Below are 11,801 nucleotides of genomic sequence, written 5' to 3'. Positions count from 1 at the left end.
ATGGGTATCGAGATCGAACGCAAGTTTCTGATCATCGGCGACGCTTGGCGCACTGCCGTCACGCGCTCGATTCGCATGGCACAGGCGTACCTGGGCGGTGATCGCTGTTCAACGCGCGTGCGCATCGAGGGCGAGTCGGCCAAGCTCAACATCAAGTCGCTGAGCACGGGTATCGAGCGCCTGGAGTTCGAATACGACATTCCGGTGGCCGATGCCAACGTGCTGATGGCCGAGCTCGCTGGCAAGCGCGTCGAGAAAATCCGGCACCTAGTGGCGCTCGACGACGTCTTGTTCGAGATCGACGAATTTCTGAGTGACAATCAAGGTCTGATTGTTGCCGAGGTCGAACTGGAATCGGCCGAGGCCGCTTATCCAAAGCCAGCTTGGTTGGGCCGGGAAGTGTCTTTGGAACGGCGTTATCTGAATCTCGCCTTGGCTGAGCAGGCGTTTGCTATGTGGCCTGATCGCGAAGCGATTCTCATGGAGTTGCAGTCATGTTGATGATTGGTCTGGCCGGCAAAGAACTGTTGCCCGAAGAGCGCGGCTTCTTGAAGTCGCCGGCTGTCGGCGGCGTCATTCTGTTTACGCGCAACTTCGAGTCACGCGAACAAGTCACGCGGCTGATCGCCGAGATCCGCGCCGAAGCCGGCCCGGGTTTCTTGATCGCCGTCGATCAGGAGGGCGGCCCGGTGCAACGGTTCCGGCCTGGCTTCACCGCGCTGCCGCCGTTGTCGGTGTTTGGTGCGCGCTATGAGCTCGATCCTGCCAAAGCACTGGCCGATGCCGAACAGCACGCGTTCCTGATGGCCAGCGAAATGCTCGCGCTCGGGTTGGACCTGAGCTTCGCGCCATGCATCGACTTGAAACGCGGCAATCGCGCGATTGGCGAGCGCGCGTTCCATAATGACCCGGCGATCGTCGCTGCGTTTGCCGCTGCCTACGTGCGCGGGATGCATCGCGCCGGAATGGCCGCGACGATCAAGCACTTCCCAGGCCATGGTTCGGTGCTCGAAGACACTCACTTTGATGCCGCAATCGACCCACGGTCACTCGACGAGATTCTGAAGCAAGACCTCTATCCGTTCACCGCCGGGATCGCCCAAGGCGCCGAAGCGGTGATGATGGCGCATGTCAGCTATCCCGCTGTGGCACCCGAGCCTGCCGGCTATTCCCCACGCTGGATCAAAGAGATTCTTCGTGAGCAGTTCCGGTTTCTGGGTGTCGTGATCAGCGATGACATCGGCATGGCCGCAGCGGAAAGCGCTGGTGGCATCAAGGCGCGCATTGACGCGCACTTGGACGCCGGTTGTGACCTAGTGTTGGTCTGTCCGGCGGCTCTGGTGGCGGAAGCCGTCCGCGTGACGACCGATCGCGCGCTAAAATCCCGATCCGACCTGGCCAGCCTGCTGGCCCGGCGGCAACCAGAGTGGGACGCGCTGACCGCGTCTGCCGACTACCTTGCCGCGCAAGCGGCCATTGCTTGAGAGCTGCCATGTCCGAGCCGAATCTGCAAAAGGCCTTGACCCAATCCGACTTGATTCATCCACGTTCGGTCTTGCTGGCAGCCATTGAGCGCGTCGCGCAGGAGATCGATGCCTTCTACGCCGATGCCGAACAGCCGCCAGTCTTCTTGACCGTGCTGAATGGCGGCGTGATGTTCTCGGGGCTTTTGTCGCTCAGCCTGCAAACGCGCTGCGTGTTCGACAGCATTCATGCCACCCGCTATCGCAGCGGCACGTCTGGTCACGAAGTCACTTGGGGCAAGTGGGCCAAGCTCGATCTGAAAGGCCGCGACGTGTTGATCGTCGATGACATTTTGGACGAGGGCAGAACGCTGTCGGCCATCGTGCAGCGCTGCCAGGAGGCCGGTGCGCGCCGTGTGAACATCGCTGCGCTGTGCGCGAAGCGCCATGGCCGTTGCGTGCCCGGGCTGCATGTGGACTTCGTCGGTGTTGAAGTGCCGGATCGCTACGTGTACGGCTTCGGGATGGACTACTACGAACTCGGCCGGAATCTGCCGGCGATCTACGCGTTGAAGGATGGCGTATGAGTCTCGATTTGGCGGTGATCGGCGGCACGGGGCTCTATCAGTTCCCAGGACTGGAAGTCACCGAACGCGTGCGCCCCGAAACGCCGTATGGCGCGCCGTCGGGCGATATCGTCATCGGCACGTTGGCGGGCAAGCGCGTCGGCTTTTTGGCACGTCATGGCGAGAGTCACACGATTCCGCCGCATCGAGTCAACTACCGTGCCAATGTTCATGCGTTGCACGCGCTCGGCGCGCGCCGCGTGATCGGCGTCAATGCGGTTGGCGGCATTCGCGCTGACATGGGCCCAAAGGTTGTCGTAATTCCTGATCAAATCATCGACTACACGCATGGACGGTTTACCAGCTTCTGCGATGTGGATGGTGCGAAAGTCGAGCACATCGATTTTTCCGAGCCTTACACCGCCCCGCTTCGTCAGTTGCTGCTGGCTGCTGCAACCCGCGCCGGTGTTGCTGTCGTCGATGGCGGTTGTTATGGCGCGACCCAAGGTCCGCGCCTCGAGACACGCGCCGAAATCACGCGCATGCAGCGTGACGGCTCTGATCTGGTCGGTATGACCGGCATGCCAGAAGCGGCGTTGGCCCGCGAACTGGGTATGGCGTACGCCTGTATGGCGTTGGTCGCCAATTGGGCGGCGGGGTGCGGCGATCAAGCCGAGATCAGCTTGGACGAGATCTTTGCGAATCTGGCTGAGTGCACGTCACAAGTGCCCCGAATCATTCAGGCGCTGCTCGCCGCCGAGTAAGGTAGCGCTGGCGGCAAGGCCCGTCGCTTTTTGTGGGAGGGCCTTCATGCCCGAGCCATTCTTGCGGCAAGCCCTGTTCGCCTTTTTTGTAGGAGGGCCTTCAGGCCCGAACCAATCTTGCGGCCAGAGCCATTCGCTCTTTTGTGGGAGGGCCTTCAGGCCCGAACCAATCTTGCGGCCAGTCCCATTCGCTTTTTGTAGGAGGGCCTTCAGGCCCGAACCAATCTTGCGGCAAGTCCCATTCGCGGCTAAAGCCGCTCCTACAAAAAAGCCATTGTCCTAAACCGTCATTTCGGCAAGGTCGCATGCTCTTGGTCGGCGGTTAAAGCCCAAACCAACGCTGCGCCAAAGCCAATTCGTCTTCGATGCTGCGAACGCTATCCGGTGGTACACAAAACACGCTCAGATGTTTTAAATCCAAGAACGCGCCAGCACTAGCGTCTAACGGTCCCTCGTCATTTCGCAAGAGACAAACGAAGTGTGTCGATCACGCCGCGCTCATTGTGCGCCGATGACTCGTCGGGCGAGAGAAGCCGGGCGCTCAAGACACTTCCCGTATGCCGAGCAATGACGCTTGGCATACAGGGAGAACAATATGAGCATCACCCGTAGTTGGACGTTGACCAACGTCTGTAGCATCTATCCGACCTCTGGTCCCGGCAAACAAACCATCGACATCAATCAGCCTCTGATGATTACCCCAGGGTCAGACGCCGATCATGTGCAGGTGCGCTTCCAGTACGACAATGCCGGCACGGCAGCAGACTTCGATCGCGAGCTTGCACTGAACCCTGCCCGTGACGAAATCAGGGCCTTTATCAACGTGGCGGGCAACACCGTCATGACGATCGGCATCCGGCTCGTTGACGACGCGTTGATCGGGTTTGTGTCGTTGAAGACCGGCTCCGAAGACAGCGGCGGAACTTGGACTGGAAAGTAACCATGCGCACGCTTAAGTTGCTCCTCGTTTATGAGCCGGACATGGCGATGGACTACAGTCGCCTCGGGCTTCAAGACCTCGTCGATCACCTCAATGGCGCCGAGATTCGGGACTCGGGCGGTCAGCATCACTCGGTGTCCGTCACCACGTTGAAGGTGGATCGAAATTCGCGGACCGATCGGCTGGCCGACGCGTTGGCCATCGGGCGCGAGATCGATCAACTATGGCTATTCGGCGGTTTGGAGGTCCAGGACGACCAGGACCGTCTCGGTCCCTCGGCTCAAGCTGCGTTGTTTGCGCGAATGCAGTCGGGTTTGGGCATTTTTGCGACTGGCGATCACGAAACGCTTGGTGGCGGATTGTGCGGCGACATCCCGCGAATCCGACACATGCGCTACTGGCGTCGACGGGAGCAGAGTGACCGCTATCCGCCGGCCATCTCGGGGGCTTACAGTGCCGAGACGGGGATGGCACCGCTGTTTGGACGCAAGGCAGACTACGGCAGCAATCGGGATACCGATCTGACGCCAAAGCCTGTCTGGTTTGCCAATCGGGTACTGCCTTCAGGCGTTAAGTCCAATGCCCTGGTGCATCCGCTCGGCTTCCATAGCGAGATTGGTCGCATCGGCTATTTGCCGGACCATATGCATGAGGGGACGTGTCGTCCGGTGCGTGCAAGCCATGACGATGTTTCCGTCACCGCCGAAGATGTTCCCGAGCATGGGCGCTACGAGATGGTGGCCTGGACCGTACGTCGCGGCTTTGATGCGGAAGGGATTGATGACGTGCCGGTAGTCGAGCCTATCATCCATTGCTTTGATCATCCGAGCCAAGGCCGAATCGTGGTTGACAGCACGTTTCATCACTTTACGTCGAGCAATGTTCGAGCGATGCGTCAAGCCGAGCAGCCCGAAGCGATTGGTCCGTGGACGCACTGCAAAGAGTATCCGCTGAACATCGTCGCCTGGTTGAGTCGTGTCACGCGGGCCACACGCGCACCGCACTGACTTGTTTGTGCGAGCAGTACACTTGGGGGATTGAACCGCTTCTGGTTCGACATGGTTTGCTCAGGAACTAAGTGTTGGCTTCTGCCAACGCTACGGTCTGCCGCGTGCAGTCAAAAAGCCCCTGGCTTTCGAATCGGTGAGGCCAGGGGCCAATTGATCGCAATGCCAGCGCGCCAGCGTGCCCCGGATTTTGTTTGCTGCGCCAGGGATAAGTGCGGCCACAAGCCGCAGTAGCGGCTGCGGCATCGGCAAACACAGCGCGCCCGACGTCCGGGCGACCCGACGCCAGATTTCGGCCATGCTGAGTGTTTCGGGGCCGCCGATCTCGATCAGGGTTTCGGCCTCCGGCGCAATCGCCAGCGTCGCCAGAAAGCGCGCCACATCGACCGCATGGATCGGATTGCGCAAGCCGCCCTCGCTCGCGGGTCTGAGCAACAGCCGATACCGCTTGGCGAGCCTTAGCAACGGCGCGATGTTCTGATCGGTTTCCCCGTCCCAGACCAAGCTCAGCCGAACAATCGACAGGTGAATCCCTTTTTGCTCGCAATACCGTTGCAAGTCGCGTTCGGCAAGCTGCAGTCGCGCTGCCACGTCACGCTCAAATGCCAGGGCCGCTTCCTGCTTGGTCCGCGCGCTGATCGAGCTCAGCGCCACAATGCGGCGCGTGCCTCGCGGCGCGTTGCGGATCAGCCATGTGGTGAACAGGTCCAGCGGACCAAGCGAGACCAACAGCGAGTGCTCGGGCTGGCTCGAATCCGTGCCGAGATCGAATGCCTGCCAGTTCGGCGCCGGCAACGGGCGCCGCGCCCGATAGTCGCACTGCCAGCCTTGGCGCTCCAGACGCGGTCCTAGGTCGCGGCCGACCGCGCTGCTGGCGCCAATCAACAGCGCCCGGCAGGTGGACGGATCGCTGAGTGTTGGAGCGTTCACCAACGGGGCTGAGTAGGGATGCGACTGGGGTCAGCCGTTGAATTTCATCAGCTCCACAATCCGCGTTGGCAGATTGCGGATGCGGGTCAGCAACTGCTCGCTGACCGGGATCGACTGTTCGACAAAACTCGGGGCATTGCCGAGGGTGTAGCGTTTCACGGCTCGCGGGTTACGCTTCAACTTCCAGTAGCGGCTGATGGCTGAGTCCACACTGAGTCGCGCCGAGCCCATGCGCACGGGCTTAAGCAGCATGCGATAGACCTGGCCCTCGTTGATCAGCTCCATCGCGATCTGCGCGTTGGCACGCTCGGTGATCACGACCGTCGAAATGTAGGGGTGGTGCATCTTCAAGGCTTTCAGAAGCTGCGTCAGATCGCCTTGCTTGTTGGTTTCGGTTTCTGAGATCAGCACGCCGGTTTCGTGTTGTTCCAGCAACATCAGCGCGCGATCAATCGTGTTCGCGAAGCGCACCTGGTAATGCGGCGCTAAGATCTCGCGCAGGCGGGCCTGGGTGGTGGTGTCTTCTTCGAGCACTAACACGCCGACCTGGCCGCGCGCCTCTTCGGCTTCGCGTTCGCTGATCGGCTCGTTGGTAATCAGCGGGGCCTCGCGGGCAATCCGTCCGGCTTCGGCCACCAGGGCCTTGATCTCGGCGTTTTCCCAAGGTTTGTTGACGTAGCGAAAGACCTCGCCCTCATTGACGGAGCCGAGCACCGCTTTGAGATCGGCATAGCCGGTCAGCAAAATACGTAACGAGCGCGGATGCGTGTTCTTGATTTCGCGCAACACGTCAATGCCTTGCATTTGCGGCATGCGCTGATCGCAGACCACGACATCGACATCGAAGTCGCGCGCCATTTGCATGGCCTGGCGGGGGTCGTTGCAGATGTGTACTTCATGCTCACGCAGCAGCGCCTTCAGCGCACGCAAGATGCGCATCTCATCGTCGATGCAGAGGACTCTGAGCGGGCGGGGTGTCGCGGCATCCATGGCTTATTTTCTGGCTTCTTTTTGTTGGATTGGCAGTTCGACGAAAAAGGTCGTGCCCTTGCCGACGTCTGACTTCACACGAATCGTACCGCCATGGCCCTGCACAATCTTGTGGACAATTGACAGGCCGAGACCAGTGCCTTCGCCCACTTTCTTGGTCGTAAAGAACGGATCAAAAATCTTAGGGAGCACGTTGGCCGGAATCCCGGCGCCGTTGTCTTCGATACTGACCTCGATCGTGTCGGTCAGCACCCGCGAGCGCACAGCCAGCCGGCCTTCCTCGCCCATCGCCTGGGCGGCATTGGTGATCAGGTTCAGAAACACCTGGTTGATCTGCGATGGCATGCATCGCACCTTGGGCAGCTTGGCCAACTCGCGGGTGACGGTGACCCGATCCCGCAGTTGGTGGCTCGCAATGGTCAGCGCGCTCTGCACACATTCGTTGATATCGACCAAGTCCATGCCATCGCGATCGACCCGCGCAAAGCCCTTCAGGTTGATCACCAACGCGCTCATCTGCTTCAGGCCGTCAACCGAATCGGTCAGCAGTTCGCGTGCTTCGATCAAGCCCTTGGCGTTTGCCAGTTCCATGCGCACCCGCGCCACGGCGGTTTTGGCGCGCTCGAATGTGGCGGCATCGGCATTCAGCAGAAAGTCGACGCCCGTCATGCATTTGGCGACCGCTTGCTCGTACTCGGTCAAAAGGTCGCCAATCACTTCGGCATTGCTTTTGACAAAGCCAAGCGGGGTGTTGATCTCGTGGGCGACGCCGGCAATCATCTGGCCGAGCGACGCCAGCTTGGTGGTGTGCATGACCTGGGCTTGCGAGGCTTCTTTCTTTTTCGCGTCCTCGGCGAGCAAGGCGAGTTCGGCGCGCTGCTTGCCGAGCTTCACGAACAAGTACGCTGCCAGGCCTGCCAAAATCAGGCTGAGCAGTGCAAGGATGGCTGACAACGGGCTCATGCGGGTCTCGTATCCCCTGGACAGTTCGGCGAGTATAAGGAAGTCCCAAGCGCCAGCGCGACTTTCACGCCGGCAATGTCGAAAACCTTGACCGAGTTCCGGAAATGGATGAACAGGATGTGCGCGACCCCGAAACCGCAGCTAACCCAACGGTTCAGCGGCTGGCCCTGGTGCTGGGCCCGACACTCGGGCTGGCGCTGACCGCCTGGCTTTGGAACGGGCCGGAGCAGTCTGCGCTGGCCATCACATCAGGACTATTGTTGTGGGTCGCCATTTGGTGGCTGACCGAACCGGTGCCGGCTGCCTTCACGTCGATGCTGCCATTGGCAGCGCTGCCAGCCGCCGGTGTGCTGACGCCCGCGCAGGTCGCGGAGTCGGTTGGCAATGAGTTGATTCTGCTGCTGATGGGCGGATTCATGCTGGCCGCAGCGCTGGAGGCCAACGGCGCCCATCGACGGATGGCCCTGTGGATGGTGCATTTGTTCGGCGGCCGCAATGGTCGGCGCCTGCTGTTTGGCTTTGGCTTTGCGACGGCGGCGATCAGCATGTGGATCTCAAATACCGCCGCAACGCTGATGATGTTGCCGGTCGCCATGGCGATCTGCGCGTCGTATCCCGACACCCGGCTGCGCGTGCCGTTGATCTTGACCATCGCGTATGCCGCCAGCATCGGCGGCTGGGGCACGCCGATTGGCACGCCGCCCAATCTCGTATTCATGCAGGTGTATCAGGAGACCACAGGCACGCAATTCGACTTTTTCGAATGGATGCGGATTGGCATACCGATCATCCTGATCATGGTGCCATTGATGTGCCTCTGGCTGGGCCGCCATCTAGGCGATTCGCCCAAAGCTAGCCTGCCGCCACTTGGGGCGTGGTCGCCCGGTGAGCGCCGGGTGTTGGCCCTGTTTGGTCTGGTGATTCTGCTCTGGGTGTTTCGAACCACGCCGTATGGCGGTTGGACGGGCCGCGTGGGGCTCAAGGTCAACGACGCCAGCATCGCGATTTTCGGCGTGATCCTGATGGGGCTGGTCAGCAATGGTCGAGGCCAGCGCTTGCTCACGTGGCAGGCCGCCGAGCGCATTCCCTGGGGCGCGTTGTTGTTGTTTGCGGGCGGCATTGCGCTGGCCACGGCGTTCGAAAAATCCGGGCTTGGGGCAGCGCTGGCCAATCAACTGACAGCGCTGAAGGTGCTGCCAACGTGGGCATTGATTCTGGGCGTGGTGGCCGGCATTACGTTGTTGTCGGAGATCGCCAGCAATACTGCCACGGCAGTGTTGTTGATGCCGATTCTGGCGGCGACGGCCAAGGCAACGGGTATCGACCCCGCCGTGCTGATGTTCCCGGCCGTGCTGGCAGCGAGCTGCGGCTTCATGCTGCCGGTGGCAACGGCGCCGAATCTCGTGGCCTATGGCAGTGGGCACGTGCCGCTCAAACGCATGATCCGAGAAGGCTCGGTGCTCGATGGTATCGGCGTGATCGTGCTGAGCGTGATTTGCTGGCTGGTGTTTCGCTGACCGCAGGTGCGACCTTGCGTGCGCGGCGATGCTCAGTCACGCGCATCCCGGTCGCACAGGCTGTGTGAAAACAGCTTTGGCGGCTGCGTTCCTGGCGTCGGACGCCATCGCAAGGCGACTTACTCTGTTGCCGTTATCCCGACGCAACAGACTGTGTGAAAACAACAAAGGACTGGTTCGAGCAACCTCGCCGATCGGATTTGGAAGCGATGATGAGTGCAAATGATGGGTCAGTTTGCCGCGAGCCTGAAACCCACCCCGGATCAAGTCCGGGGTGACGAATCGCGAGAGTGTCTGTCGAGGCAAAGTCGTTGCTTCAGACGCTAGAAAGGATCGGTTCCCCAAGGAGTTCCAATCCATCTCTCGTCACCCCGGACTTGATCCGGGGTGGGTTTGAAGGTCTTGTAGCCGCACCGAGGCTATGTCGAAGCGCCAAATATTGTCCTGCCCAAAGGTTTTCACTCAGCCTGCCAAGTCGGGACCCAGAATACTTGCGGCACCGCGGCCAGATTGCCCTGGGTCCCGACTTGCGTCGGGATGACGCCAATGAGGTGGCGCTGGAACCTCCAACCGTTTTCACACAGCCTGCGCAGCCAGCCCGCTACGGCTCGTTGGGGATCTTTCGACGCTGCGTGTCGGCGACTTCTGCGCGCGGCATTTCCTGAGTTTGACGCACCGCCGGCCGCTCCTCGCCATCACGTGGTTCGGCTCGTTCCAGCTCAATGCGGACAAGCGGCCCGCCCCGGCCAAAGCGGACCAAATCGCCGCTGAAGACCACCGTGGCCTCGCGCACCGGGCGGTCGTTCAGAAACGTGCCGTTGCTCGACAAGAGGTCGCTCAGCAGCACCCGCACGGGCTGCGGCCCGTCCTGGGGTCGCCATTCCAGCACCGCATGATTGCGGCTGACCATGGGGTCTTGATCGGGGTGAAACCGCACGTCGCAGCTGGCGTCCCGGCCAAAATACAGACAGTCGTACCGGGCGGTCGGGAACACTTCGACCGTGCCCTCCTTCGACCCAGACAGAAACCGAATGCGGATGCGCAACATGGGCCCATAATAGCCAACTGCGTCACATTCTGGCGGTGTGGCACAGGAGTTGACGGTGGGGGATCGCTGCGATTGGGGGGCGTTTTTCGACGGCAAATTGCTCGTGTCGAACACAATATAAACCGTTGCTTATTAACTCCATAATCTCGTGCGTGATGCCCAAATCTAGTCGCAAGTAACCCCCTCCCCAACCCTCCCCCGCGCTCGCGGGGGAGGGAGCGCTCCCTCTCCCACGCGAGTGGGAGAGGGCTGGGGAGAGGGCTACTTGCCACACTGTGGCGTCGTGAAAATCGCCCACCGTCGCTGACAGTTTGATGCGCGAATAAGCGCACCAAAGGGGCGGCTGGACTCCCACGCGAGTGGGAGAGGGCTGGGGAGAGGGCTACTTGCCTTACTGCGTCGTTGTACCGGAACCGATCCAAATCACCGGCTGTCCCCCAAAATCCGTAGGGGCAGACCCCTGTGTCTGCCCCTAAAAGACGGGGCCCGATCCAACAGTAATTGACTGATGAAGCTCTTGGCGCTGCTGGCTTTCGCTCCGGAACATGTCCACTTTACAGCCAATTTGAATTCGAAGCAGGGGCCATAACGCTCTGATTTTAGAGAGGTTCCTGGGTAGGGCTACTTGCGGCACGGCATCGTCGTAAGAATGGCGCATCGTCCCCGGCTGTCTGACGCACGAATCAGTGCCTCAAAGGGGAGGCCAGGGCTACTGCCTAGCCAGCAACCAGGCGACTTCCTTGGCCTGAGCGCTGGTCGAAGCCTCGCGACTGGTCGCTCGGGCCACACTTGCCAGCGCGATCTGACCGAGTGCCTCGCACAAGACCGCTGCCGGATCCTGCGTCGCATCCAACAGCCGCGTTTCCGGGCAATGGGCCAGCACCCACTGAAACCGTTCACGGCAGCGGTTCAACGTATCGGCCCGTTCGAAGTCGTTCTGGCCTTCGCCCCGGCCTTGAATGCGGGCAATCGCCGTCGCGACCGGCAAATCCAAAATCAGCGCCAGATCGGGGCGCGGCGCGAACGCCGTGAACCGATCCAGGATCGACTGAGCACTGCCGTGCAGCGCCTGATACGCAACGCTGGAGTAGTAGTAGCGGTCGATGATGACCATGGCGCCGCGGGCGAGGGCGGGCAGAATCAGCGTCTGCACATGCTCGCGCCGATCGAGCTCCAGCAAGTCGAGCTCGGCGGCCGGCGACAGCCGCCCCGTCGCTGCCGATTCGCGCAATTGCCGACCGTATTGGCCGTAGGTGGGTTCGCGGCTCAGCACGCATTCGCGCTGGGTGAGTGCGGCAGCCAGACCTTGGATGAGGGTCGATTTGCCGGCGCCATCGAGCCCGTCGATGACCAGCAGGAATCCGGGAGGAGTGGGGGTATGCATCCCGTCACTTTCGCCGTCTGACGGGCTGGCGTCAATGCTGAGCAGCTTGGAACGGCCCTTTCGTCGTCCTGATGAATGCAAGGACCCAGATCAAACTCGTGGCGCGCCCCAAGTTCGTCATCCCGACGCAACAGACTGTGTGGAAACAACGAAGGACTGGTTCGAGCAATCTGGCCGATCGGGTTCGGAAGCGATGATGAGCGCAAATAGTGGGTCAGTTTGCCGCGAG

The 11,801-nt window shown here is 61.0% G+C and carries 12 protein-coding genes; 7 read left to right on the top strand and 5 right to left on the bottom strand.

The features are described 5' to 3' along the window. The 6 genes from C7S18_RS15985 (at position 1) to C7S18_RS15960 (ending at position 4,740) form a co-directional block, all read left to right on the top strand. Complete coding sequence (locus C7S18_RS15985) at positions 1–501, top strand: CYTH domain-containing protein (protein WP_106892514.1); 501 nt, start codon at positions 1–3, stop codon at positions 499–501. Continuing rightward, positions 495–1,484 (top strand): beta-N-acetylhexosaminidase, encoded by a 990-nt coding sequence (nagZ, locus tag C7S18_RS15980; protein WP_106892513.1) that lies wholly within the window; start codon positions 495–497, stop codon positions 1,482–1,484. The genes C7S18_RS15985 and nagZ overlap by 7 nt, the downstream gene beginning before the upstream one ends. Positions 1,485–1,492: 8 nt before the next feature. Then, positions 1,493–2,050: a hypoxanthine-guanine phosphoribosyltransferase gene (locus C7S18_RS15975; protein WP_106892512.1), complete on the top strand. Its 558-nt coding sequence runs from the start codon at positions 1,493–1,495 to the stop codon at positions 2,048–2,050. After that, positions 2,047–2,793, top strand: a complete 747-nt coding sequence (locus C7S18_RS15970) for an S-methyl-5'-thioinosine phosphorylase (RefSeq protein WP_106892511.1) — start codon at positions 2,047–2,049, stop codon at positions 2,791–2,793. The genes C7S18_RS15975 and C7S18_RS15970 overlap by 4 nt, the downstream gene beginning before the upstream one ends. 595 nt (positions 2,794–3,388) lie before the next feature. Further along, positions 3,389–3,733, top strand: a complete 345-nt coding sequence (locus C7S18_RS15965) for a hypothetical protein (protein WP_106892510.1) — start codon at positions 3,389–3,391, stop codon at positions 3,731–3,733. Between the two features lie 2 nt (positions 3,734–3,735). Continuing rightward, entirely contained in the window at positions 3,736–4,740 is a 1,005-nt protein-coding gene (locus tag C7S18_RS15960; RefSeq protein ID WP_106892509.1) for a hypothetical protein, read from the top strand. Positions 4,741–4,830: 90 nt separating this feature from the next. Here the strand turns inward: C7S18_RS15960 and C7S18_RS15955 are convergent, their stop codons facing one another. Genes C7S18_RS15955 through C7S18_RS15945 form a run of 3 tightly spaced genes read right to left on the bottom strand, consistent with a single transcriptional unit; the run spans position 4,831 to position 7,623 of the window. Continuing rightward, entirely contained in the window at positions 4,831–5,670 is an 840-nt protein-coding gene (locus C7S18_RS15955) for a Rossmann-fold NAD(P)-binding domain-containing protein (protein WP_146151959.1), read from the bottom strand. A 30-nt stretch (positions 5,671–5,700) separates the two neighbouring features. Beyond that, positions 5,701–6,609, bottom strand: a complete 909-nt coding sequence (locus C7S18_RS15950) for a response regulator (protein ID WP_170113305.1) — start codon at positions 6,607–6,609, stop codon at positions 5,701–5,703. A gap of 54 nt (positions 6,610–6,663) precedes the next feature. Continuing rightward, on the bottom strand, positions 6,664–7,623 hold the full coding sequence (locus C7S18_RS15945) for a sensor histidine kinase (protein WP_106892506.1): 960 nt from the start codon (positions 7,621–7,623) through the stop codon (positions 6,664–6,666). A gap of 104 nt (positions 7,624–7,727) precedes the next feature. Here C7S18_RS15945 and C7S18_RS15940 point away from each other — a divergent pair, with 104 nt between their 5' ends. Next, positions 7,728–9,140, top strand: coding sequence for an SLC13 family permease (locus tag C7S18_RS15940; protein WP_106892505.1), 1,413 nt, complete (start codon positions 7,728–7,730; stop codon positions 9,138–9,140). A 601-nt stretch (positions 9,141–9,741) separates the two neighbouring features. Here the strand turns inward: C7S18_RS15940 and C7S18_RS15935 are convergent. Together C7S18_RS15935 and tmk are read right to left on the bottom strand one after the other, a co-directional pair. Beyond that, positions 9,742–10,188: an FHA domain-containing protein gene (locus C7S18_RS15935; protein ID WP_106892504.1), complete on the bottom strand. Its 447-nt coding sequence runs from the start codon at positions 10,186–10,188 to the stop codon at positions 9,742–9,744. 709 nt (positions 10,189–10,897) lie between these two features. Continuing rightward, positions 10,898–11,572: a dTMP kinase gene (gene tmk, locus C7S18_RS15930; protein ID WP_106892503.1), complete on the bottom strand. Its 675-nt coding sequence runs from the start codon at positions 11,570–11,572 to the stop codon at positions 10,898–10,900. Positions 11,573–11,801 lie beyond the last annotated feature (229 nt).

The organism is Ahniella affigens (assembly GCF_003015185.1).
In the GTDB taxonomy this organism is placed as follows: domain Bacteria; phylum Pseudomonadota; class Gammaproteobacteria; order Xanthomonadales; family Ahniellaceae; genus Ahniella; species Ahniella affigens.
The sequence above is the reverse complement of the archived record's forward strand: the minus strand, read 5'-3'. Positions and strand labels throughout refer to the sequence as shown.

Bases quoted from the DNA above. Each gene is read 5' to 3' on its own strand.
- nagZ (WP_106892513.1), top strand. From the start codon at position 495: ATGTTGATGATTGGTCTGGCCGGCAAAGAACTGTTGCCCGAAGAGCGC.
- C7S18_RS15935 (WP_106892504.1), bottom strand. From the start codon at position 10,188: ATGTTGCGCATCCGCATTCGGTTTCTGTCTGGGTCGAAGGAGGGCACG.
- C7S18_RS15975 (WP_106892512.1), top strand. From the start codon at position 1,493: ATGTCCGAGCCGAATCTGCAAAAGGCCTTGACCCAATCCGACTTGATT.
- C7S18_RS15950 (WP_170113305.1), bottom strand. From the start codon at position 6,609: ATGCGCATCTTGCGTGCGCTGAAGGCGCTGCTGCGTGAGCATGAAGTA.
- C7S18_RS15970 (WP_106892511.1), top strand. From the start codon at position 2,047: ATGAGTCTCGATTTGGCGGTGATCGGCGGCACGGGGCTCTATCAGTTC.
- C7S18_RS15945 (WP_106892506.1), bottom strand. From the start codon at position 7,623: ATGAGCCCGTTGTCAGCCATCCTTGCACTGCTCAGCCTGATTTTGGCA.
- C7S18_RS15940 (WP_106892505.1), top strand. From the start codon at position 7,728: ATGGATGAACAGGATGTGCGCGACCCCGAAACCGCAGCTAACCCAACG.
- C7S18_RS15960 (WP_106892509.1), top strand. From the start codon at position 3,736: ATGCGCACGCTTAAGTTGCTCCTCGTTTATGAGCCGGACATGGCGATG.
- tmk (WP_106892503.1), bottom strand. From the start codon at position 11,572: ATGCATACCCCCACTCCTCCCGGATTCCTGCTGGTCATCGACGGGCTC.
- C7S18_RS15965 (WP_106892510.1), top strand. From the start codon at position 3,389: ATGAGCATCACCCGTAGTTGGACGTTGACCAACGTCTGTAGCATCTAT.
- C7S18_RS15985 (WP_106892514.1), top strand. From the start codon at position 1: ATGGGTATCGAGATCGAACGCAAGTTTCTGATCATCGGCGACGCTTGG.